We start from the raw sequence: 23,365 nt of genomic DNA, 5'->3' as shown, positions 1-23,365 counted from the left end.
CTTTCTATAGCGCTTGATACGAGAGGTTCGCTCAGTCAGTTCATCAACGACTGGCGATACATTGGATGATCAGATTTGAAAACATCTCTGGTTGCTCAAAATGAACATTATGACCCGCGTAATCCACCTGACTATATTCAAAGCCACTATTCTCAGCTAGCTCCATGAATTTACGATCTTTTTCTCCACATACATAATGCAATAAATGCTCATGAGATTTCAATGTGGCACGTAAATCCGGTTGCTTAGCTAACGAAGTAGATAACAACATATTTGCTACGGATACTCCAAGGTTACCACTACGCTTTATGACCAAAGTTTGTCTTTGCTCATGATTTAGTGAAGAAAAGACGCTTTGTTGATACCAATCGTCTAAAACATCTTCAATCGACTGCTGTGCAAAGCGAACAGCCCATTGCGTATCGTGTACTAACCTTTGTGCTCTTTCTTCATCACATTCCAAGCCAAAGTTGCCACCTTCAATGATGACTTTCTCTAAGTTAAGAGTTTCGAAGCAAGGGCTTGTTACCCCATACATGGCAAGCCTTCCCCCCATAGAATACCCAATCACCACGATAGGATAATCGACAGGAAGATCGTTGAGAGCCAGCTGAGATGTGATGCACTGAACTATCTTGGTACAGCAATGATCAAAGCCTACAGGGTCGATAAACCGGCTTTGTCCGTGTCCGGGCAAATCTATGCAAAGACGAGGAAAGTCTTCGAGGAAGGGGTGGCATGCACTCCAATCATCCCCGCTTCCGAGTAAACCATGTAAAAAAACAAGCAAAGGTTTGTCAGAAGATTCTTGTACTGCTGGGTAATAATTGGAGTAAAGCATGTAAAGTCCTTAGGCTAATGCCTCGGTGAGCATTGAGCTGAATTGCTTCAGCAAAGTAGACGCTTGTTCGGGAGGCGTCTTAACTTCTACGAGCAAGGTACCCTGACCTTGTTCAAAATGTTGTTCGATGAGCGTTTGATAGCAATTCAAGGTTTCTGGCGCCGCATAACCAAGATGGAATTGCGCAGCAGCATGTTCAAAATTGAAACCATGAGGCATTTGATATAGAGACTGTTTTTGTTGCTCAGGAACCGGCAAAAAATCAAAGATTGCCCCACCATCGTTATTGGTAACCACAATAACCATTGGTGTTGTGCTGTGAGTAAGTAGCGCCAGCGAATTTAGGTCGTACAACAAAGAGGTGTCACCAATCAGCATCATCAAAGGATTCTGGTTGGCTTTTATCACTCCCGCAGCCGTCGCCACCAAGCCATCAATGCCCGATGCACCGCGGTTGCTGTAGACTTGAGTCGCAGAGATTGATGACAGCATATCCACCAGCCTTACCATCAAGCTATTTCCCACAAAAAGCTCTCTGCCCTTAAGTCTAGACGACAAGTCAACGGCAACGCTCAACTCTGTCAGTTGGTCGTTATTAGAGATTTGCGCCAACGCTAACTGCTGAACCGTATTCGCGACTTCCGCCAAAGATGCCGCCCAGCCAGCATGTTCTCCCAACAGCGTTGGTAGATGTTGCTCTGATAACCAATGTTCGATATCAGCGACAATATGAGTTTGAGGCAGATGATCTTGATTAATACGATGTGCATCTGGTGAAACAACGATGTACTGCGATGAACAAAATGTGGCAGCTTGTTCTTTTACCCATTGGTTAAGACGCTTAGATACGATGCGCTCACCAAACTGGATAATAAAATCACACTGACTAAGCTGTGCTTTGGCTGCGTCACTTTGCATCCATAAATCATAGTGTTTCCAGTCACTACTGACACCCGATTGAGGGTCACAGAATACTGGCCAGCCCAAAGCTGTCGCAAACTGCTTGGCTTTAATTGCGGCTTCATTCTCGATAGAACCAATAATCACTGCGCCTTTACGAGCGACATAATCACTTGCTGAGACAGGCTGAGCGATTAAATGACTGGGCAAATAAGTGTTCGAGTAAAGGCAGGTTGAAGCTCTCCAAGCTGCCACGCTCTTTGTATAATCCGCATACATCTCGGCGCTATTAGCGGAATAAAGCGGTTCTGGGAACGGACAGTTGATATGAATAGCCCCACCGACGCTGCGCTGTTTCGCCAGTGCGTTATCAACCGACGTCAAAAGCCAATTCAAAGAAACTTGTGTCGTTGGACTTGGAAGGTTTAGTGCCGTTTCAACGTGAGACGAAAAGATACCCTGCTGCTGAATCGCTTGATTGGCACCACAGTCGACTAAATCAATCGGTCGATCGGAGGTCAACAAGATTAGCTTTTCTCGCGTTAATCCAGATTCAGCGGTCGCTGGTAGAAGGTTAGCTACGGCAGTTCCAGAAGTAACAACCACCGCAACGGGTTTGTTGCTCGCTTTAGCTAAACCTAAAGCCAAGAAGCCAAGCCCGCGCTCATCAAAGTGCGTATGTAAGGTTAGCTTAGAGTTAGCTTCGGCTTCGAGTGTTAATGGTGTTGAACGAGAGCCTGGCGCGATGCAAACATGTTCAACACCGCTGCGGGCAAGCTCTTCAAGTAATGTGTTACACCAAACTCTGTTTAATACAGCTTGGTCGTGATTCATGACGCCACACCTAATGGTGGGTGATCAGAAATGAGACTGAGCAGAGTCGACATCTTCTTATTCAGCTCTTGCCACTCATGTTCGGCAACCGATCCCGGCACGATCCCCGCGCCAGCAAACAGTTGTACTTGATCGTTTACAATCAAGGCGCTTCGAATCGCCACGCAGAATTCCGCTCGCTGATGACTGATATAGCCTACAGAGCCTGCATACCAACCTCGTGCAAACGGTTCGTGTTCAAGAATGAAATCCATCGCCTCTTTACGAGGTAAACCCGCCACCGCAGCAGTTGGCTGTAAGGCAGCAAGCAACTGCACACCATTAACGCCATTGTTGAGCTGAGCATGGATATTGCGCTTCAAATGCTGCACCTTACGCAAGCGCACTAGACGCGCATCCTTTTCAACATGGACCGTTTGAGAATGAGGAGTGAGACGCTCAATGATGTCGTCGACCACATACTGGTTCTCATTGAGGTTTTTGCTGTCTTGAGAAAGCCAGTTGGCCAGTTCCATATCCTCAGTAGCGTTCTCTCCGCGACCAATGGTTCCAGCAAGCGCCTCGGTATCAAGCTCCGTACCATGTCGGCTATATAAGCGCTCTGGTGTCGAGCCAATGAAACTGTGTTTAGAATCCAGCACCAACATAAAGTGGAAACTGTGGTGATTTTGCAGATAGCTGGCTTTAAGTAATTGAGCTGCGCAGATAGGCGCATCGAGTTGCAGTGTGGTTTTACGTGCTAAAACGACTTTTTTGTACTCTTCATCGCTAATGCCTTGCAGCACTTTATCGACAAGGTTGCCCCACTGCTCTCTTTCTGGAACGTGATTGATCTGTTCAATATGGGCAGACAAAGGCGCCAATATCGCGGCTTCTACAGAAAGCTTATTCAAAGCATTAATAGAAGAAACGCGATCAGGGGACAAATTAACCGCCAGCGACCAAGTATTGTCAAAGCGGATCAATTCAACCTGAGGAAGGAAGAAAAACGACTCCATGCAGCGACGGTTCTTTGCGGTGTGCCCATCAAACGAGCGTCCACCCCAGATTCGTTGGTCTTCACCAAGAATAGCGTACGCGGGTGCAGGATCTGAAAACGTATGTAACTGTCCGAGCGCAACAACCTCTTCACGAGTGTCGCGTGACTGCCAGTAGAACTTTGGAAAGAGCGGTTGAGCATGAAGCCATTCTATAAATGCAAACGATGGTTTTTGCGTTAGAACTTCAACACAACGAACTTCGCTTGCTTGGGCATTTTGTACTCGCTCAATCAAAGCGGAGATAGTTTGCTGGAAATGTGACAAATCGACCTCGTTCACATCTAAATTATTATTATATTAGTTTGATACTTTATGGGCAGTACCCACTTAGATCAAGAATGTACTATATCTTTTCAACATTCCTGTGATTTTAAGCGATCCCGCCCCTTTATTCATCTTAGCCAATAACCAAGAAAGCGATTAATTAAAATTTAGAAAAGAGTGACAACAAAAAGGCTAAACGTGACACTGAAATGCGACATTCATCAGATTTTTATTCTATCAAACGCCATTTTGCGGTACTTTAATAAAGTATTTAAATTAATTTCAGGAAATCGGCAATGCAAAATATCGGGATGTCGTCAAAACTCAACAGCGTATGCTACGAAATCAGGGGGCCTGTACTCAAACATGCTAAGCGCATGGAAGAAGAAGGGCATAAAATACTGAAGCTTAATATTGGTAACCCCGCCCCATTTGGTTTTGACGCCCCTGATGAAATCCTTGTTGACGTAATCCGTAACCTACCGACATCTCAAGGTTACTGCGACTCAAAAGGCATCTATTCAGCCCGCAAAGCGGTTGTTCAGCACTACCAGAAAAAAGGCCTACGTAACCTTGATGTAGAAGACGTTTACATTGGTAACGGCGCATCAGAGCTTATCGTTATGTCTATGCAAGCGCTACTGGATAACGGTGATGAAATCTTAGTTCCCGCTCCGGATTACCCACTATGGACAGCGTCTGTTGCGCTTTCTGGTGGTACACCGGTTCACTACATGTGTGATGAAGATGCTGATTGGTATCCAGATTTAGACGACATGCGCGCGAAGATCTCACCAAAGACGCGCGGCATCGTTCTTATCAACCCGAACAACCCAACAGGCGCGGTATACAGCCGTGATTTCCTATTACAAGTGGTTGAGATTGCTCGTGAGCACGGTTTGATCATCTTCGCCGATGAAATCTACGACAAAGTACTTTACGACGGTGCGGTACACACTTCAGTGGCAACGCTTGCTGAAGACGTATTAATGGTCACGTTCAACGGCCTATCTAAAGCTTACCGTGTATGTGGTTTCCGTGGTGGTTGGATGTTCTTAACAGGCCCTAAACACCTAGCGAAAGGCTACGTTGAAGGACTAGAAATGCTGGCCTCAATGCGTTTGTGTGCCAACGTTCCGATGCAACACGCTATCCAAACCGCACTCGGTGGCTATCAGAGTATCAATGAGCTGATTCTTCCAGGCGGTCGACTGCTTGAACAGCGTGACCGTGCATGGGAACTGATCAACAAGATCCCTGGCGTTTCTTGTGTGAAACCGAAAGGTGCAATGTACCTGTTCCCTAAAATCGACACCAACATGTACAACATCAAAGACGATCAGAAGTTTGTACTCGACTTCCTTAAGCAAGAGAAGGTGCTATTGGTTCAAGGTACGGGCTTCAATTGGCCGAAACCGGATCACTTCCGTATCGTGACTCTGCCGCACATCGAAGATCTAGAAATCGCAATTGGTCGTTTAGAGCGCTTCTTACAGACTTACAGCCAAGACGACCTCATCGAAGGTTAATGAGCACAAAGAAAGATGGCTACAATTTGCTGTTTTAAAAGACTTTAACTTGTATTCATTCACTTCTATGCTTAAAAGGCTCCTGTTTAGGAGCCTTTTTTGTATCCGCTGTCTCGTATCCCTGTGCAAACACAAGATACGAGTGGAGTATTGTTTATACCAATCACAGTAAGTAAGTGTTCAGAAATAGCGTAGGGAAAAAGCTTGAGAACAAGGCAGCTATTTTCGACAAGCAGCTTCGATAAGTAGTTATTCTACAATCAAAAATTCTAACATAGTTATCGAGTTTTTTAACAAGCTAGGATGACCAGTTATTTACTACGATTGGTACTATAAGGACATTTATGAAACAGAGCCATTTCTTTGCCCATCTCGCACGCATGAAGCTAATTCAACGCTGGCCCCTGATGCGTTCGGTATCAAGCGAGAACATTTCAGAACATAGCCTACAGGTTGCTTTCGTGGCACACGCCTTGGCACTGATCAAAAACAAGAAGTTTGATGGTCAGCTTAACCCCGAGCACATTGCTCTGCTTGGCATGTACCACGACACCAGTGAGGTACTGACGGGTGATTTGCCAACGCCAGTTAAATACTACAACCCGGATATTGCACAAGAGTATAAGAAGATAGAAGCCGCGGCAGAACAAAGACTGCTTTCGATGTTGCCAGAAGAGTTCAGAGACGACTTCGCCCCCTTCTTAATATCTGGTACTGCGAGTAAAGAAGAGCAAAGCATCGTCAAGCAGGCAGATACTATCTGTGCGTACCTGAAATGCTTGGAAGAGCTCAGTGCGGGCAATCATGAATACGAGCAAGCCAAGCGCCGATTGGAAGAGACACTCGAACAACGCAAAAGCCCAGAAATGGACTACTTTCTCACCACATTCGCACCGAGCTTTGAATTATCACTAGACGAGATAAGCTAGTTGGGTATAAGTTGTTTTTAATTAGCTAAATAAAATCAATTTGATAGGTGCTATTTTGAATTCTCAACTCGAACCACCCTTTGTACTCGAACAAGAATGGCAGCATCGAAATGACGATGAACATAAAATAAGACGGGATGACCACCGCAGCCCGTATCAGCGTGACCGTGCGCGCGTGCTTCACTCTGCTGCTTTCCGTCGCTTACAAGCGAAAACCCAGATCCATGGCACCACGGTCAACGACTTTCACCGAACGCGCCTTACCCACTCTCTTGAGGCCGCTCAGCTTGGCACCGGTATCGTCGCTCAACTGAAGAAAAAGCAGCCCGAATTTCGAGACCTATTACCCTCAGACAGTTTGATTGATTCACTGTGTTTGGCTCACGACATCGGTCATCCACCCTATGGACATGGCGGCGAAGTCGCACTCAACTACATGATGCGCGACCACGGCGGCTTTGAGGGCAACGCTCAAACGTTTCGCATAGTCACACAGCTAGAACCTTACACTGAACATCACGGGATGAACCTATCTCGACGCACTTTGTTAGGTCTAATTAAGTACCCTTCTCTGCTGAGTGAGGTTCAAGCTAAATTGCAGTCTGAACCCGTTAAGCATCAACGACAACTCCGAGCTAAAGATTGGATGCCAGCAAAAGGCATCTACGATCATGATGAAGAGTTGTTTAACTGGGTGCTTGAACCGCTTTCAAGCAGCGACCAACAGCTCCTAAAACAGAAAAGAAAAACGCATACCGAGCCACTTGAGCACAACAAGACCAAATATAAGTCACTGGATTGTTCGATCATGGAACTTGCTGACGACATCGCGTATGGCGTGCACGATTTAGAAGATGCGATTGTGCTTGGCTCTGTGACCAAAGCTCAGTGGGTCGAATCGGCTTACCCTCAACTGAAAGAGATGGCCGACCCATGGATTTGTGAACACCTAGATTCAATTACAGAGATGCTTTTCTCTGGTGAACAGTATCGTCGAAAGGATGCGATTGGTGGGATAGTCAACGCACTGTTGACCAGTATCTCGATTAAGCGAGTGGAGGCTAACTTTGAGAATGTACTGTTGGCTTACAATGCGGTGCTCGAGCCGAGCATGGACGGCACACTCGATAAGCTGAAACACTTTGTCAGCGAGTTCGTTATTCAAGTGCCACAGGTTCAGGTCATCGAATACAAAGGTCAACAGATCATCATGGATATGTTTGAAGCATTCAGCGCAGATCCTGAACGCTTGCTGCCACTGCCCATCAAGAAGCAATGGCTACAACATCAAGATGAGTCTCGAAAAATGCGCGTGATAGCCGATTACATTTCATCGATGACTGATGATCTTGCGCAGAAAATGCATCAGCAACTGTTCTCAGCTCATACCGAGTTTTAATTCCTGACTCACTTTACTAAAACGGCTTAATCTAAGTAGTTTTTCTCAAACACGCCCGGCGGCATTTGATTGATTTGAAACTGAATCATTTGGTCAAATGCCGTTAGCAAAGGGCTAAAGTCGCCATCACGCTCTAACAAGCTAAGTAAATGATAGCCAGCTTCAACGGTTGAAAGGCTATTTTCACTGGGTGCTTTGCGAATTCGGTAATTACCCTTGAGATCTTTCGGTAAATGAACCGTGTTCAACGCATGCAAGTTACTCGATACTTGCCACATCTTGAATGCTTTCTTCCACGTGCCATCCAATAAAATCACACGCAGCTTCTTATTGGGAGATGTCGCCGACTCAACTGAAACAGAGTTTTCGCTTGGGTATAAAATCACATGTTGATACTGTTCATCGCACAACAATGCGTTGAGTTGTTCGTTGTCTGAAAAGTCTTCGCCAACAAACGTCACGCTGTTATTAAGAGATAACGAGAGAATACGCGCTGTTCCCATCGGACGATGCTCTTCTGATGGGTGCTGAAGAATGATAAGCTCAACATTCGATTCGAGTGGTGTAACCCACTGACAAATACAAGCTTTCAAAGCCTTGCTGCATTGGGGGCAATAACGAGACATGGATTTAATGTGTACCCTGTTTTAATTTTCATTTCACTTTTATGCGTCTTATTCCAATTTGAGCCAATACAAGCTTGGGTCGTTTGGGATAGCAATGCGATTGCCGATGGGCAATGGTGGCGAATCCTAACAGGAAACTTTTCACATACCAACTACTCGCATCTTCTGATGAATCTAGCAGGCTTGTGGATCATCAGCTACCTGTTTCAACCGAGTAAAAAACAGCTTGTTGTTGCTTTGCTTGTGATCAGTTTAGTGACTGGCGTCGCTCTGTTGTTTTCAAGTATTCAGATCTACGTTGGCCTATCGGGCACTTTGCATGGGTTGTTTGGCTTATTCGCGCTCAGAGAGGCTTTAAACGGCAGGAAGTCTAGTTGGCTGTTAGTATTCGGATTAGTCGCTAAAATCGCTTGGGAGCAGCTTATTGGCCCTTCTAGCACGACTGGTGAACTGATTAATGCTCGTATCGCGATTGAAGCCCACCTAGCGGGTGCATTGGCCGGAGGCTTCATATCTATCGCTTCATTTCTAACAAGTAGAAAAACGGGTCAAAGTTGAATTCTTTCGCGGTTCTTTTCAACCGTCGCTTCACCTATCCCTTTGACACTCACCAAATCATCAGCAGTAGTAAATGCCCCGTTCTGATCTCTGTAATCGACGATTTCTTTGGCTTTCTTGTCACCCACGCCAACCAATAGTGCTGAAAGTTCTTCTGCCGTCGCGGTATTGATGTTGACCGTAATCTCAATGCCTTCGTAAAGCTCAGCCTTGGTTGGGCTGTCTGCAAACACGGCAGGGCTTAAGAGCATCAGAAATGAAAGAATTAGTGTTGAATATATCGTGCGCATAAATAGTTCCTTTGTTCAAAAAACGTAACTTATGCATTTGCCGCGCTAGATAACACAATCACCAGATAAAAATAAAGCGGATCACCTAAGTGACCCGCTTCGTTATACATCTTATTTTCATCAGCTTGTTTGTTGGCTCACAAATCTGAATTAAAGCCTAACAATCACGTGTTGATTTCAGTAGTAAGCTCTAACTTGAGCTTGCTACTGAGGTAATCAAACGCTTACTGACCTTGACCCACTACGTAGTATTCAACGTCTGCGTTTTTACGAAGTACGTTTAATACGTTAGTCAGGTCTTGCTGGTTACCAACTCGCTCCAACTGTGCACCAATTTGAGTGCTGTAGGCTGGGTTGATCTCAGCCGTTACTTTAGAAAGCTCAACAACAACGATATTACCGTCTTGGTCTTTAGATTGACCGAACACAGCTTGACCTGCTTCTGGTTTCGCTAGAGCGAATACAGATGCCGCTAATGGCGAGTTACGGTCAATCGTTTCAAGTTCAGTGAACTCAAGGTTGTTGTCCGCTAGTACTGCTTCATTGCCTTGCTCAAGTTCGTTCACTAGAGAAACACCTAGCTCAACCGCTTGCTGCTCTGCTTGTACAGCAGACAGTGCAGCGACAACTTGATCTTTCACTTCAGCTAGAGGAAGAACTGTCTCATCACGAGTCTCTTCTACACGAACAACAATTACGTGCTCAGGTGCAACTTCGATAACTTCCGAGTTTAGACCGTCTTCTTTCACTTCAGGGCTCAAGATAGCTTGCATAACTGCAGGCGTCATCAGAACTTCTGGAGCGTCAACTTGAGAGATGAAATCTGTCGTTGTGATCTTCGCGTTGATAGCTTCTGCAGAATCATCTAGAGAATCTGGGAATTCAAACGCTACTTTTTCTAGCTCAGTTTGTTGCTCGTAGAACTGATCAACTGCGTGTTGGTCTAGAAGCTCTGTCTTAATCTCTGCCGCTACTTCAGTGTAAGGCTGAGCTTGAGACGCTTTTAGTTCGTCTAGCTTGATGATGTGGTAGCCGAAATCAGATTTAACTAGGCCGGTAGTATCGCCAATATTCTCAAGAGCGAAAGCCGCGTCTTCGAATGCAGGGTCCATAACATCGCGCTCAATCCAACCTAGGTCACCGCCAACGTCTGCACTACCGAAGTCGTCAGATTTCTCTTCCGCTAGCGTAGCAAAATCAGCGCCTGCATTTAGCTCGTCTAGGATTGCCTGAGCTTTCGCTTCGTCATCGCCTTGAACTAGGATGTGGCTAACTTTACGTTGCTCTTCCGTTGAGTACTTGTCTAGGTGCTCTTGGTAGTATTTCTGTGCTTCTTCATCGCTTACTTCAAGCTGAGACTTAAGCGCTTCAGCAGAAAGCTCAATGTAAGATACCTTAGCTTGTTCTGGACGAGTGTAAGCTGCTGGGTTCTCTTGGTAGTACTGTTCGATTTGCTCGTCAGTTAACTCGATGTCTTTTGCAAGGTCAGCAACAGACAGTGTCACTGTGCGAATGTCACGAGTTTGTGCGATAAGCTTGCTCTGAGTATCGATTTCGCCCTGAAGAACGAATTCACTGCCTTGAAGTGCAGTCACAAGCTGGTTGCGCATAAGGTCACGACGCATGTATTCAGCGAAGCTCTCTGCGCTGAAACCTGCACGACGTAGTGCCGATTGGTAAACTTCTTGGTCGAATTGACCCGCCGTTTGGAACTGAGGCATTTCTAGAATCATCGTGCGGATTTGAGAATCACTGATTCGTAGGCCTAGAGACTCAGCTTGCTGCTCAAGCAGTACGTCATTGATCATGCGATCAAGTACTGATTTACGGAAAGACTCTACGTAAGCAGGGTCTGCAAGCATTTGCGCGAAGTAATCGCCAAGTTGAGACTGCATACGATTACGTTCGTTTTGGTAAGCCTGTTCGAACTCACCACGAGCAATTTCTGTGTTGCCAACTTTAGCTGCTGCGTTGTTACCGCCACCGGTGATGTAGCTGCCTACACCTGCGAATACGAATGACAGGATAATCAACCCAAGGATAATTTTTACCGCGATGCTATTCACGCCTTCGCGTAATCGATCCATCATAATTTAAGTGCTCTCCGGATATGAAGCATTGGCTTCAAAATAAAAATCTATTCACGCGATATTATCAGAAAAAGAAATGCGCATCAGTAGGATGCGCATAATTTAAATAAGTTCAATGTGCTTTGTACACATACTGTTTAAGAATGAAACATCATTTTTCAAACAGTAAACGCATTTTACTGCCTTCCCCTCTTAAATGGAGGTTTCAGCAGTGAAAATTAGTTACATGCGTCTTTAAGTGCTTTACCCGCTTTGAAGCCAGGTACTTTAGCTTCTGCGATTTGGATCTCTTCACCAGTTTTTGGGTTACGACCTGTACGAGCAGCACGAGTACGAACACTGAAAGTACCAAAGCCAACAAGTGCAACTTGGTCACCAGATTGTAGCGTTGTGCCAACTGCTTCGATGAATGCGTCTAGAGCGCGGCCAGCTGAAGCTTTAGAGATGTCTGCGTTTTCTGCGATTGATTCTACTAGTTGTGTTTTATTCACTGTTTTTCCCCTATGTGTCATCTGTGACTACTTCTGATGACTGTACGTTCCATTTTGGTTTTAATTTAGCCGCAAGCCTTATTGCAAAAGGGCTGCCGCTTTGATCAATAACTTAGCGTCCAAAAAAAACGCTGACAAGCCTTTTCGGGCCTATCAGCGTAATTCTTTACTTATTTTTGCTATGCATCACTATTTTTTCACGTCAAACTCGACCCCTGACGGATCTCGTTCTAGCGCGACTTTGAGTACTTCATCAATCCACTGAACCGGGATCACCTTCAAGTCAGCGATTACGTTGTCTGGAATCTCTTCCAAATCACGCTCATTGTCTTTAGGGATCAGTACAGTTTTGATGCCGCCACGGTGTGCAGCAAGCAGTTTTTCTTTCAAGCCACCGATAGGTAAAACTTCACCACGAAGGGTAATTTCACCTGTCATACCGACCTCTGCTTTAACCGGGTTACCCGTCAAGCTAGAGACAAGTGCAGTACACATTGCGATACCCGCACTCGGGCCATCTTTCGGTGTAGCACCTTCTGGTACGTGAACGTGAATGTCACGTTTTTCGTAGAAATCTGAGTTGATACCCAGTTTTTCAGCACGAGAACGAACCACTGTCATTGCCGCTTGAATCGACTCTTTCATCACGTCGCCAAGTGAGCCAGTTTGCGTTAGCTTACCTTTGCCCGGCATTGCTTCGGTCTCGATAGTCAGTAGATCACCACCCACTTGAGTCCACGCTAGGCCTGTTACTTGACCGATACGGTTGCTTTCATCCGCTTTACCGAAGTCGTGGCGTTGAACACCTAAGTACTCTTTCAGGTTATCAATGTTAACCGTTACAGACTTAAGATCGCTGTCTAGCAAGATGTTCTTCACTGCTTTACGACAGATCTTTGAGATTTCACGCTCTAGGCTACGTACACCCGCTTCACGCGTGTAGTAACGAATGATGCCGATGATTGCAGAGTCTTCAATCTCAATTTCATGAGGCTTAAGACCGTTGCGTTGAACTTGCTTGTCCAGTAAATGGCTCTTAGCAATGTTCAGCTTCTCATCTTCTGTGTAACCAGATAGACGAATCACTTCCATACGGTCCAGTAGAGGCCCAGGAATGTCCATCGAGTTCGATGTTGCCACGAACATAACATCTGACAGATCGTAATCTACTTCTAGGTAGTGATCGTTAAATGCGTTGTTTTGTTCTGGATCTAGAACTTCTAGAAGTGCTGAAGATGGGTCGCCACGCATATCAGAAGACATCTTATCGATCTCATCTAATAGGAACAGTGGGTTCTTAACACCAACTTTAGACATCTTCTGGATCAGTTTACCCGGAAGTGAACCGATGTACGTACGACGGTGACCACGAATCTCAGCTTCATCACGAACGCCACCAAGTGCCATACGCGTGTACTTACGACCCGTTGCCGCAGCAATCGAACGACCTAGCGAGGTTTTACCTACACCAGGAGGACCAACAAGACAAAGGATTGGGCCTTTTAGCTTGTTGATACGGTTTTGTACTGCCAAGTATTCAAGAATACGTTCTTTAACACGCTCTAAGCCGTAGTGGTCTTCGTTTAAGATCTCTTCCGCTTTCGCTAGATTCTTTTTCACTTTTGAACGCTTAGCCCAAGGAACGCCCACCATCCAATCAATGTAGCTACGTACTACTGTTGCTTCAGCAGACATTGGCGACATCATTTTCAGTTTTTGCAGTTCTTGCTCGGTTTTTTCACGAGCTTCTTGAGGCATCTTAGAGTCTTCGATCTTCTTCTTCAGAGTCTCGAATTCATCAGGAGCGTCGTCCATCTCGCCAAGTTCTTTCTGAATCGCTTTCATTTGCTCATTCAGGTAGTACTCACGCTGAGATTTTTCCATTTGCTTCTTAACGCGGCCACGAATGCGTTTTTCAACTTGCAAGATGTCAATTTCTGACTCCATTTGGCCCATCAAGAATTCCAGACGTTCAGTCACATCTAAGATTTCTAGAACGTGCTGCTTGTCTACCAGTTTAAGTGGCATGTGTGCAGCAATCGTATCAGCAAGGCGAGCTGCCTCATCAATACCGTTCAGAGATGTTAGAACTTCTGGTGGAATCTTTTTGTTCAGCTTAATAAAGCCTTCGAATTGATTGATCGCGCTGCGAACAACCACTTCTTGTTCTTTTTCGTCAAGTTCTGAGGTTACAACGTATTCTGCGTCCGCTAAGAAAAACTCACTTTCTTTGAATTGGTGAATTTTTGCACGCTGCTGACCTTCGACAAGCACTTTAACAGTACCATCAGGGAGCTTTAGTAACTGAAGAATGGTAGCGACAGTTCCTACTTTAAATAGGTCGTCAATTGAAGGCTCATCAGTGTCCGCTTCTTTCTGCGCTACAAGTAGTACTTGTTTGTTAGCTTCCATTGCCGATTCAAGGCAAGTAATCGATTTTTCACGACCAACAAACAATGGGATAACCATGTGTGGGTAAACCACTACATCACGTAGAGGTAGCACGGGGATTTCGATACGCTCGGAACGTTCCAAGTTCATATATTTCTCTCTTCCGCTTTAACTTATAAAGCAGTATATGGGGCTTAAACGACTGGATTCAATGGAAGAATAAAAAAAAGGAGGTAATTGCTTACCTCCTTTTTCAATTTGAGTGACTTGTCTAAAAAAGACCTACTCTGCAACAGCTGCTTGGTTATCTGAGTTGCTGTAAATTAATAGTGGTTCTGACTCACCATTAATTACCGACTCATCAATCACAACCTTGCTTACATCAGTTGAAGATGGCAGTTCGTACATAGTTTCTAGTAGAACACCCTCCAAAATAGAACGTAGACCACGAGCACCTGTTTTACGGTTCATTGCTTTCTTAGCAATGGCACGTAAAGCATCTTCACGGAATTCTAACTCTGTATCCTCAAGCTCAAATAATGCTGCGTACTGTTTTGTAAGTGCATTCTTTGGCTCACATAGGATTTGGATTAGCGCTTCTTCATCAAGCTCTGTCAGTGTTGTTGTCACAGGTAGACGACCAATGAATTCTGGAATCAGACCATATTTCACTAGATCTTCAGGTTCTACTTGAGTGAACAATTCACCGATAGTTTTGGTTTCATCTTTTGAACGCACTTCTGCGCCAAAGCCGATACCTGAACCTGTTTCTACACGCTGTTCAATCACTTTATCTAGGCCTGCAAACGCACCACCACAGATAAATAAGATCTTAGACGTGTCCACTTGCAAGAACTCTTGCTGTGGATGCTTACGACCACCTTGAGGTGGAACTGAAGCTACTGTACCTTCAACAAGTTTTAGTAGAGCTTGCTGTACACCTTCACCAGACACGTCACGCGTGATTGATGGGTTTTCAGCTTTACGAGAAATCTTGTCGATTTCATCGATGTAAACAATGCCGCGTTCCGCTTTCGCTACGTCGTAATCACATTTCTGAAGCAACTTCTGGATGATGTTTTCAACATCTTCGCCCACGTAACCCGCTTCGGTTAGTGTTGTTGCGTCTGCCATTGTGAAAGGAACGTCTAGGAAACGAGCCAATGTTTCAGCCAGTAGTGTTTTACCACTACCAGTAGGACCGATAAGAAGAATGTTACTCTTACCTAGCTCTACGCCTTCAGCTGTCGTATCACCATTACGTAAACGCTTGTAGTGGTTATAAACTGCAACTGCTAGCACTTTCTTCGCGTATTCTTGACCGATTACATAGTCGTCAAGATGCTCACGAATCTCACGCGGCGTTGGCAGCGATTCCGATTCTTTCTTAGGAAGAACATCTTTAATTTCTTCACGAATAATGTCGTTACAAAGATCGACACATTCATCACAAATGTAAACAGAAGGACCTGCGATTAACTTGCGAACTTCGTGTTGGCTTTTGCCACAGAAAGAGCAGTAAAGCAGTTTACCGCTACCACCCTCTTTGCTTTTATCTGTCATTCGCTAACCTCTTAGCCTTAACTCTCTATGCTTGAGTGTATATCAATTTGAATCACTTTGCGTTAAACAATTGCCCTGCAATTATTGACCGCGGTGATTAAGAACTGAATCCACCAAGCCGTATTCTACTGCTTGATCAGCAGACATGAAGTTATCACGATCTGTATCGCGCTCAACAACTTCTAGAGGCTGACCAGTGTGCTCTGCCAATAGTTTGTTTAGCTTTTGTTTGATCGTTAGGATCTCTTGCGCGTGAATTTGAATATCAGACGCTTGGCCTTGGAAGCCGCCAAGTGGCTGGTGAATCATTACACGTGAGTTTGGAAGCACGTGACGCTTACCAGGAGTACCACCCGCTAGTAAGAATGCACCCATAGAGCAAGCTTGACCCATACATACTGTGCTCACGTTTGGCTTGATGAACTGCATTGTGTCGTAGATAGACATGCCTGCTGTTACGCTACCGCCAGGTGAGTTGATGTAAAGATAGATATCTTTGTCTGGGTTTTCTGATTCCAAGAAAAGCAGTTGAGCCACGACAAGATTTGCCATGTGGTCTTCCACTTGACCTGTTAAGAAAATGATACGTTCTTTTAATAGACGAGAATAAATATCGTAAGAACGTTCACCACGGGAAGTCTGTTCAACCACCATAGGAACTAGTGCGTCCATAATCGATGGCATTGTATTTTTTTCTTGGTAGCTCATATTCTTATGTCCCTAAAATAAATGGCCCGAATGATTAAATCATACGGACCATTGTTAGCAGAATTGTTGACCGTACGTCAACCTTCTACGTCAGATATTACTATATTAAGCAGGTTGCTGATTCATTAGCTCGTTGAAGCTAACTTCTTTATCAGAAACTTGAGCTTTAGCGATGATTGCATCAATAGCTTGCTCTTCTAGAGCAACGTTGCGCATGTTGTTCATCATTTGCTCGTTTTGCTCGTAGTAAGCAATAACTTCTGTTGGGTCTTCGTATGCTGTAGCCATCTCTTCGATGATAGCTTTAACTTTCTCGTCGTCAGCTTTTAGCTCTTCAGTCTTGATTACTTCACCAAGTAGAAGACCTACAACTACGCGACGTTTAGCTTGCTCTTCGAACAGCTCACGTGGAAGTTGGTCAGCAGCTTCAGTGTTGCCACCGAAACGTTGAGCAGCTTGTTGACGTAGAACACCGATCTCTTGATCGATTAGAGCAGAAGGTACGTCGATGTTGTTTTCGTTAACTAGACCGTCGATAGCTTGCTCTTTGATGCGGTTCTTAACAGCTTGCTTAAGCTCACGCTCCATGTTCTTACGAACTTCAGCTTTAAGACCTTCAACGCCGTCAGTTGCGCCGAACTTAGCAACGAATTCTTCGTTTAGTTCTGGAAGTTCACGAGCTTCAACTTTGTTCAGCTTGATAGAGAACTTAGCTGCTTTACCTTTTAGGTTTTCAGCGTGGTAATCTTCTGGGAAGTTTACGTCGATTTCGAATTCCATACCTGCTGTTTTACCAACGATACCGTCTTCGAAGCCAGGGATCATGCGACCAGCGCCCATCTCTAGTGGGAAGTTCTCAGCTTTGCCGCCTTCAAACTCTTCACCGTCGATAGAACCAACGAAGTCGATAGTTGCACGAGAACCAGCGTCAGCAGCAGCTTCAACTTCAGTCCAAGTTGCTTGTTGCTTACGTAGAGTTTCGATCATCTCTTCAACGTCAGCTTCTTTAACTTCTACTGCTGGTTTCTCAACAGTGATGTTTTCTAGACCTTTCAGCTCAACTTCTGGGTAAACTTCAAAAGTTGCGTTGAATACTAGGTCAGCGCCTTCGTTGTTTTCAACTGGTGCGAAAGTAGGTGCGCCAGCTGGGTTGATTTTCTCTTTAACGATCGCTTCGATGAAGTGACGTTGCATTACTTCGCCCATCACGTCTTGACGTACTGCTTTGCCGTACATTTTAGCAACCATCTTCATTGGCACTTTGCCTTTACGGAAACCATCGAAACGACGGTTTTTCGCGATGTTGCGTAGTTCAGCTGTAACTGCATCTTCGATGTTAGCAGCAGGAACAGTAATATTAAGACGGCGCTCTAGGCCTTCTAGCGTTTCAACAGTAACTTGCATTATATAAACCTCAAAACTGGCTCAGTAATCTGAGCATATGAGCCGTAACTTAGCTTTAATTCAAAAGCAGACGTTGTTGGCTGCATCCTTGTGTAGTGCTCTATCCGAACACCTAATTTAAAATCGAGCATTGATGTCTGAATTGATTATTCAACCAAACACCAGACTAATCAGCGATATCTTCGTTCTTCACACGTCGATTAAAACGCAATAAAGCTTGTTTTCAGAAACAAGAAAGGTATCTCCGATTAGCCTCAGGACAGAAATTTTAGACGCGACATTCTAGCGATCTGTTTAATCTCTGTCGAGCCGTTCACCTCTGCATGATGATGAATGCTCTAAATTCGTCCAACTAAGTGATACAAAAACGATCAAATCATCACTTAGCACAACAGAAATGGGGACAATAGCGACTTTTTCAAGGGAATCGAGGGCTTTTTTTGCTAAAAACCTTAAAAAGAGATCTTGCTCTTGTTTTACCCCTCAGAGTCGATAACTTTTTCAACAATCCCCGTTACAAACCCTTAACCTACATCCATCTGTTCACTCTCTGCTTTCAGCAAAAACTACCGCTATTTGCTACCATAAACGAGAGAAGACAGGCTTGATTGTTTACCAAAGAAATCAGCGGAGAGCCTTCATGTTTCAAGCTTTTAAAATCCCAATACTGTTAATGGTCACATACAGTTTACTGATGGTGTTTGGCGGTCATTGGGTGTGGAGCACGAGCCATGAAAGTTTGTTAAATGATCATCAATCTAAGCTGGACCGCTTTTCTGTTCATATTTCAAGCCAATTGGATAAGTTCGCGCACATTCCCGAGCTGCTTTCAAAAGACAAAGAGCTGGTCGATGCCCTGCACTCTCCAAGTAACTCTGCGCAAATCGAACTCACTAATCGTTATCTAGAGCACGTAAACTCGGTGATTCAAGCATCCGACACCTACCTACTAGACAGTATCGGCACCACCATTGCAGCCAGTAACTGGAATCAACCGCGTTCTTTTATTCGTCGTAACTTTGCTTTCCGCCCCTACTTTCAAGAAGCGATTATTGGCAATGAAAATCAATATTTTGCGCTAGGTTCAACCTCTGGAAAGCGAGGCTATTATTATTCTTACCCCGTCTCCTATGCCGCCGAGATTATTGGCGTCATTGTCGTAAAGATGGATTTATCGCTGATTGAAGCAAGTTGGAAAGGCAAACAGAGTTTTTTTGTTGCTGACGATAAAGATCAAATTGTATTTATGTCGAGTAACCCTGAGTGGCTGTTCAAAAGCCTTCAGCCGCTAAGCGAAGTACAACACACTCGAATTCAAGAAAGCAGGCAGTATCTCGATACAAAAATAGAAAGCCTGCACTTCTCCGGCGATTTAGACAGTGCCACCAGTCGTATTGAGTCGCCACACAAACTCGTCCAAGAGCAGTTCTTTAGTTCTTCGCGTTTCCTAGCCGAACCAAGACTCACCATACGGGTATTTTCTCCAACCCACTTAGTTTGGTGGGACTTGGTTGCTTACCTTGTTGTTTTGAGCCTAATCTTTGCGATTATTTATCTAACAATGCAGCTCAACCACCATAGACAACAAAGACGAGCACAGATAGACAGGCTGCAATCCGAAGCCAAGCAAAAACTCGAATTTCAAGTGCTTGAACGTACATCGGAGTTACATGTTGAGATCAAACACCGTATCGAAACCGAGCATGTTCTGAGGCAAACCCAAGACGAGCTCATCCAAGCCGCCAAACTAGCAGTGCTAGGGCAGATGTCAGCGAGCATCAGTCACGAACTGAATAACCCGCTTGCCGCGATTCGCAGTTATGCCGACAACGGCCGATTGTTTCTTGCCAAAGAAAAAACCGATCGTGTCGATGACAATCTATCGCGAATCTCGGCACTCACTGATCGTATGGCGAAAATCAGCCACCAGCTTCGCTCGTTCGCCAAAAAATCTACTGCGGAAGAGCTACACACCTTACAAATACTCCCAGTTTTACATTCATCGAAAGAGCTGATGAAGCCACAACTCAAGAGCGAGCGAGTTAAGGTCAACGAACTCCCTGAGACCTTTGATGCTTGCGTGCTCGCCAACGCCATTCAACTGGAACAGGTGATCATTAACCTGCTGACCAACGCGATTCAGGCGGTGGAACAACAAGATGACAAACAATTAGCTATTCTGTTAGAGATTAGAGAGTCCGACCATCAACAGGCCAATACCTTGTTGATTCATGTCGATGATAACGGCCCCGGCTTCACCTCCCCTTCGAACGGAAACTTTTTTGAACCCTTTCATACCACCAAGAAAAACGGACTTGGACTTGGACTATCGATTTCTCAACAAATAATCAGCGGAATAAATGGCAAGCTCGTTACCGGTAGTAGCCCTCAAGGCGGTGCTCGATTCAGCATAGAGCTGCCCCTTGTTGAACAAGAACAGCAAGCAAAAACTCAGCAATAACCAGAATACAAAGAAGTAAAGGAATCACTATGTGTCACGTCTATTTCATTGATGATGAATCCGACCTAAGAATGGCGATAGAACAGAGCTTCGAGCTCGCTAACATTGATGCCGAATTCTTTCCCGACGCGGAGTCTGCTCTGCTCGCGATTCAAGAAAACGGCTTACCTCACGTGATCATCACTGATATCTGTTTACCGGGTCTATCCGGGCATGATCTGCTCAACACCGTAATGCACAAAGACAAAGAGATCCCTGTGATCATGATTACTGGTCACGGCGATATTTCAATGGCCGTTCAAGCCATCCAATACGGCGCCTATGACTTCATTGAAAAACCTTTCGCTAATGAACGCCTAGTCGAAACCACTAAGCGAGCGATAGAAAAACGTCAGCTCACCCTCGAGAACCTTGAGTTAAAACGTTCACTTAAAGCCAGCCAAGCACTTGGTCCAAGGATCATTGGTGACACGCAATCAATGACGGAGCTGCGGTCTATCATCACTCACGTTGCCGATACCAATGCCGACATATTGCTATTTGGCGAAACAGGCACTGGCAAAGAATTAGTTGCACGCTCTCTGCATGAACAAAGCAGCAGGCGAGAACAAAACTTCGTCGCAGTCAACTGCGGCGCAGTACCTGAAAATCTGATTGAGAGTGAACTGTATGGCCATGAGAAAGGGGCATTCACTGGCGCAGAAAGCAAACGTGTCGGTAAATTTGAATTTGCTCAGGGCGGAACTCTATTCTTAGATGAAATTGAGTCCATGCCAATGCAGGCACAAATTCGCCTGTTGCGCGTCTTGCAAGAACGCGTCATCGAAAGGGTTGGGTCTAATGGTTTAGTCCCTCTAGACATTCGAGTGATTGCGGCAACTAAAGTCGACCTAAAGAAAGCCGCTGAAGAAGGCACTTTCCGCCAAGACCTCTATTATCGACTCAATGTTGTGACCTTAGATTTACCGCCGTTAAGAAGCCGACAAGAAGATATCCCAGCACTCTTCCACCACTTCCTACTGGTCGCTGCGGCGCGTTATGGCAAGACTGCCCCTGCCCTTCCACAAAAGGAGCTGCACGCACTTTTGGCTCATGATTGGCCGGGAAATGTTCGAGAATTACGTAATACTGCAGAGCGTTTTGTACTTTTAGGTAAGCTTTCTCACTTATCAGACAGCGCCACTGAAACTACTCAAGAACTGTCTTTGGCAGAATTGGTATCTGACTTTGAAAAAAATACGTTGAAGCAGGCACTTATTGAATGCAATGGCAGTATAAAAGAGACCATGGAGAGGCTGCAATTACCGAGGAAAACCCTCTACGATAAGATGCAAAAGCACCAGCTAACGAAAGAATCTTATAAGGTAGAACCAAACTAAATTAGATTTGGGAGCAAGATCACCTATACTTATTTCGACAACAGGATGTTATGCAATAAATATAATAAGGAAGTGGTTATGGGTGAGAAAACAAAAGTGCCATCGATTACCGATACTTTCGAGATAGATGGTATTTTTTATGCTGACAATCATGTCGATCTACACACGCCAGAATTAGAGGCAAAACGCGCTTTGTATGAGCAGATAAAGCCTCATTCAAATCGTGGCAGAAATATAGATGAGGAGGTCTAGCGACCTCCTCATTTTTTATGGATTAAATTCCATGTCAGTGAATGACTCAAATAGCTACTTGGTTATGATCTCTGGTCCCATCAAGGTGGTTGGTAACCATGTTGATACCCAAGGTACGTAAGTGACGATAATCAGGAATAAGAACATCACCCCAACCCACGGCAATGCGGCTTTTACCACGTTCATCATCGACATCTTCGCGACACCTGCGGTCACAAACAAATTGAGCCCGACAGGCGGCGTTATCATCCCTATCTCCATGTTCACCACCATCATGATACCTAGGTGAATTGGGTCGATACCGAGCGCAATTGCAATTGGGAATACCAAAGGAGCAACGATGATCAGCAAGCCTGATGGCTCCATGAACTGCCCACCAATCAAGAGTAAAACGTTTACTACAATCAAAAAGGTGATCGGACCCAAGCCCGCAGATAGCATAGACTCAGTGATCATTTGAGGAATGCGTTCTTCGGTCAGTACATGCTTAAGAATCAGAGCATTGGCAATGATAAACAGCAGCATGATCGTCAGCTTGCCTGCATCGTAAAGTGTGTCTTTGGTGTCTTTATGGAAAAACGTTTGGAACACCTTAACCAAAGCAGGCTTTGTATTGTTCTTGTCAGCGAAAGGCCCCATATCTTTATAGATAAAGTTGGCAATGAAGAAGGCATACACCGCAGCCACTGCCGCCGCTTCTGTCGGAGTAAAGATGCCGCCGTAGATACCACCTAGAATGATGACAATCAGCAGCAAGCCCCAGCTCGCATCTTTCGCAGCTGCGAACATCTCGCCCCAGCCCACAAATGGCTGTGCCGGAATCTTCTTAATACGTGCTGCGATGTAGATAGCAATCATCAACATCACACCCGCCAGCAAACCAGGAATAACGCCACCTAAGAACATACGACCTACCGATACATCGGTCGCAGCCGCGTAAACCACCATCACGATGGACGGTGGAATCAAGATCCCCAACGTACCTGCGTTACAGATAACCCCTGCCGCGAACTCTTTTGAGTAGCCGTTTTTGATCATACCTGCGATAACGATACTACCGATCGCCACTACCGTTGCAGGAGATGAACCAGAAAGGGCTGCGAACATCATACATGCCACAACCGACGCCATCGCCAAGCCGCCGCGGAACCAACCCACCATCGCGATAGCAAAACGGATAATACGTTTCGCCACGCCACCAGTAGACATAAAGCTAGAGGCCAAGATAAAGAAAGGAATCGCTAAGAGTGTGTAGTGGCCTGCAAATGCATTAAACAGCGTTTGTGCGACTGAAGCTAATGACGCATCTGAGTGCATCAATAAGAATATTACGCTCGATAAACCGAGGGAAATTGCAATTGGTACACCGACCAACATGAAAGCAATTACCATTAAAAATAGAAATAACATTGCCAT

At 45.1% G+C, this 23,365-nt stretch carries 19 protein-coding genes and 1 pseudogene; 7 read left to right on the top strand and 13 right to left on the bottom strand.

Features of this window, described 5'->3' with window-relative positions:
- Positions 1–43: 43 nt before the first annotated feature.
- Genes menH through AB4486_RS13815 form a run of 3 tightly spaced genes read right to left on the bottom strand, consistent with a single transcriptional unit; the run spans position 44 to position 3,879 of the window.
- Positions 44–841: a 2-succinyl-6-hydroxy-2,4-cyclohexadiene-1-carboxylate synthase gene (menH, locus tag AB4486_RS13825; RefSeq protein ID WP_017065885.1), complete on the bottom strand. Its 798-nt coding sequence runs from the start codon at positions 839–841 to the stop codon at positions 44–46.
- Between the two features lie 9 nt (positions 842–850).
- Positions 851–2,575, bottom strand: coding sequence for a 2-succinyl-5-enolpyruvyl-6-hydroxy-3-cyclohexene-1-carboxylic-acid synthase (gene menD, locus AB4486_RS13820; protein WP_102429109.1), 1,725 nt, complete (start codon positions 2,573–2,575; stop codon positions 851–853).
- Positions 2,572–3,879: an isochorismate synthase MenF gene (locus tag AB4486_RS13815; protein WP_065583685.1), complete on the bottom strand. Its 1,308-nt coding sequence runs from the start codon at positions 3,877–3,879 to the stop codon at positions 2,572–2,574. Before AB4486_RS13815 ends, menD begins: the two co-directional genes overlap by 4 nt.
- A 296-nt stretch (positions 3,880–4,175) precedes the next feature.
- On the opposite strand from AB4486_RS13815, the gene AB4486_RS13810 reads away from it, so the two are divergent.
- From AB4486_RS13810 to AB4486_RS13800, 3 genes are all read left to right on the top strand, one after another.
- Positions 4,176–5,408 carry a pyridoxal phosphate-dependent aminotransferase gene (locus tag AB4486_RS13810; RefSeq protein WP_017060166.1) on the top strand — a complete coding sequence of 411 codons (1,233 nt, stop codon included), beginning with the start codon at positions 4,176–4,178 and terminating at the stop codon, positions 5,406–5,408.
- A 344-nt stretch (positions 5,409–5,752) separates the two neighbouring features.
- Positions 5,753–6,337, top strand: coding sequence for a 5'-deoxynucleotidase (gene yfbR, locus AB4486_RS13805; protein ID WP_017060613.1), 585 nt, complete (start codon positions 5,753–5,755; stop codon positions 6,335–6,337).
- 55 nt (positions 6,338–6,392) lie between these two features.
- Positions 6,393–7,736 carry an anti-phage deoxyguanosine triphosphatase gene (locus tag AB4486_RS13800; RefSeq protein ID WP_017060614.1) on the top strand — a complete coding sequence of 448 codons (1,344 nt, stop codon included), beginning with the start codon at positions 6,393–6,395 and terminating at the stop codon, positions 7,734–7,736.
- Positions 7,737–7,762: 26 nt separating this feature from the next.
- On the opposite strand, the gene AB4486_RS13795 is transcribed toward AB4486_RS13800, so the two are convergent.
- Complete coding sequence (locus AB4486_RS13795; protein ID WP_017060615.1) at positions 7,763–8,362, bottom strand: tRNA-uridine aminocarboxypropyltransferase; 600 nt, start codon at positions 8,360–8,362, stop codon at positions 7,763–7,765.
- 9 nt (positions 8,363–8,371) lie between these two features.
- Between AB4486_RS13795 and rrtA the strand changes: the two genes are divergently transcribed.
- Positions 8,372–8,920, top strand: a complete 549-nt coding sequence (rrtA, locus tag AB4486_RS13790) for a rhombosortase (RefSeq protein ID WP_017060616.1) — start codon at positions 8,372–8,374, stop codon at positions 8,918–8,920.
- Here the strand turns inward: rrtA and AB4486_RS13785 are convergent.
- From AB4486_RS13785 to AB4486_RS13750, 8 genes and pseudogenes are all read right to left on the bottom strand, one after another.
- The gene (locus AB4486_RS13785) at positions 8,911–9,210 is read right to left on the bottom strand and encodes a helix-hairpin-helix domain-containing protein (protein ID WP_017060617.1); all 300 of its coding nucleotides are present in this window, start codon (positions 9,208–9,210) and stop codon (positions 8,911–8,913) included. The two genes, rrtA and AB4486_RS13785, sit on opposite strands and share 10 nt — an antisense overlap.
- Before the next feature lie 224 nt (positions 9,211–9,434).
- Positions 9,435–11,300, bottom strand: a complete 1,866-nt coding sequence (gene ppiD, locus AB4486_RS13780) for a peptidylprolyl isomerase (RefSeq protein WP_017060618.1) — start codon at positions 11,298–11,300, stop codon at positions 9,435–9,437.
- A 218-nt stretch (positions 11,301–11,518) separates the two neighbouring features.
- The gene (locus tag AB4486_RS13775) at positions 11,519–11,812 is read right to left on the bottom strand and encodes an HU family DNA-binding protein (RefSeq protein WP_012604504.1); all 294 of its coding nucleotides are present in this window, start codon (positions 11,810–11,812) and stop codon (positions 11,519–11,521) included.
- A 168-nt stretch (positions 11,813–11,980) separates the two neighbouring features.
- Positions 11,981–14,332, bottom strand: coding sequence for an endopeptidase La (gene lon / locus AB4486_RS13770; protein WP_017060619.1), 2,352 nt, complete (start codon positions 14,330–14,332; stop codon positions 11,981–11,983).
- Between the two features lie 132 nt (positions 14,333–14,464).
- A complete protein-coding gene (gene clpX / locus AB4486_RS13765) occupies positions 14,465–15,745 on the bottom strand; it encodes an ATP-dependent protease ATP-binding subunit ClpX (protein ID WP_009847283.1) in 1,281 nt (426 codons plus the stop codon).
- 81 nt (positions 15,746–15,826) lie between these two features.
- Complete coding sequence (gene clpP, locus AB4486_RS13760; protein ID WP_004736080.1) at positions 15,827–16,453, bottom strand: ATP-dependent Clp endopeptidase proteolytic subunit ClpP; 627 nt, start codon at positions 16,451–16,453, stop codon at positions 15,827–15,829.
- 105 nt (positions 16,454–16,558) lie between these two features.
- The gene (gene tig, locus AB4486_RS13755) at positions 16,559–17,857 is read right to left on the bottom strand and encodes a trigger factor (protein WP_017065881.1); all 1,299 of its coding nucleotides are present in this window, start codon (positions 17,855–17,857) and stop codon (positions 16,559–16,561) included.
- 294 nt (positions 17,858–18,151) lie between these two features.
- Positions 18,152–18,334 (bottom strand): annotated as a pseudogene (locus tag AB4486_RS13750) (hypothetical protein); the annotation flags it as partial.
- A 163-nt stretch (positions 18,335–18,497) separates the two neighbouring features.
- Between AB4486_RS13750 and AB4486_RS13745 the strand changes: the two are divergent.
- From AB4486_RS13745 to AB4486_RS13735, 3 genes are all read left to right on the top strand, one after another.
- Complete coding sequence (locus tag AB4486_RS13745; RefSeq protein WP_102429105.1) at positions 18,498–20,318, top strand: ATP-binding protein; 1,821 nt, start codon at positions 18,498–18,500, stop codon at positions 20,316–20,318.
- Positions 20,319–20,347: 29 nt separating this feature from the next.
- Entirely contained in the window at positions 20,348–21,697 is a 1,350-nt protein-coding gene (locus AB4486_RS13740; RefSeq protein WP_102429104.1) for a sigma-54 dependent transcriptional regulator, read from the top strand.
- 78 nt (positions 21,698–21,775) lie between these two features.
- The gene (locus AB4486_RS13735; RefSeq protein ID WP_017060624.1) at positions 21,776–21,949 is read left to right on the top strand and encodes a hypothetical protein; all 174 of its coding nucleotides are present in this window, start codon (positions 21,776–21,778) and stop codon (positions 21,947–21,949) included.
- A 54-nt stretch (positions 21,950–22,003) separates the two neighbouring features.
- Here the strand turns inward: AB4486_RS13735 and AB4486_RS13730 are convergent, their stop codons facing one another.
- A complete protein-coding gene (locus tag AB4486_RS13730) occupies positions 22,004–23,365 on the bottom strand; it encodes a TRAP transporter large permease (protein ID WP_017060625.1) in 1,362 nt (453 codons plus the stop codon).

It is taken from the genome of Vibrio sp. 10N.222.55.C6, from assembly GCF_041473395.1.
GTDB lineage: Bacteria > Pseudomonadota > Gammaproteobacteria > Enterobacterales > Vibrionaceae > Vibrio > Vibrio crassostreae_C.
This window is presented reverse-complemented; position numbering and strand designations above follow the sequence as displayed.